This is a genomic window from Ornithinibacillus contaminans, assembly GCF_001038425.2.
GTDB classification, from domain to species: Bacteria; Bacillota; Bacilli; order Bacillales; family Amphibacillaceae; genus Ornithinibacillus; species Ornithinibacillus contaminans.
In genome coordinates, this window is sequence record NZ_LDPV02000032.1 from 1 (window position 1) to 541 (window position 541).

General features: G+C 51.4%; 4 tRNA genes. All 4 read left to right on the forward strand.

Annotated features, from left to right (window positions below):
* Positions 1-125 precede the first annotated feature (125 nt).
* The 4 genes from JF53_RS07505 to JF53_RS07520 all read left to right on the forward strand — a co-directional run bounded on the left by JF53_RS07505 (position 126) and on the right by JF53_RS07520 (position 464).
* Positions 126-200, forward strand: a tRNA-Gly gene (locus tag JF53_RS07505).
* A gap of 11 nt (positions 201-211) precedes the next feature.
* Positions 212-300, forward strand: a tRNA-Leu gene (locus tag JF53_RS07510).
* Positions 301-305: 5 nt separating this feature from the next.
* Positions 306-382, forward strand: a tRNA-Arg gene (locus tag JF53_RS07515).
* Between the two features lie 5 nt (positions 383-387).
* A tRNA-Pro gene (locus tag JF53_RS07520) sits at positions 388-464 on the forward strand.
* The last annotated feature ends 77 nt before the right edge of the window (positions 465-541 follow it).

Sequence of the window (541 nt, forward strand, 5' to 3'; positions counted from 1 at the left end):
GCTAGACTTAGGATCTAGTATCTTCGGATGTGGGGGTTCGACTCCCTTCACCCGCACCATTTAAGAAATTTAACATTTATGGAGCTTTTGTTAAAAAGCTAGTAAGCTTTTAACAAATATAGAATGCGGAAGTAGTTCAGTGGTAGAACACCACCTTGCCAAGGTGGGGGTCGCGGGTTCGAATCCCGTCTTCCGCTCCATAGTATAATGTGCCGGGGTGGCGGAACTGGCAGACGCACAGGACTTAAAATCCTGCGGTAGGTGACTACCGTACCGGTTCGATTCCGGTCCTCGGCACCATAAAAGCGCCCGTAGCTCAATTGGATAGAGCGTTTGACTACGGATCAAGAGGTTAGGGGTTCGACTCCTCTCGGGCGCGCCATATTTCGGGAAGTAGCTCAGCTTGGTAGAGCACTTGGTTTGGGACCAAGGGGTCGCAGGTTCAAATCCTGTCTTCCCGACCATTAACAAAATACAAAATGGGGCCTTAGCTCAGCTGGGAGAGCACCTGCCTTGCACGCAGGGGGTCAGCGGTTCGATC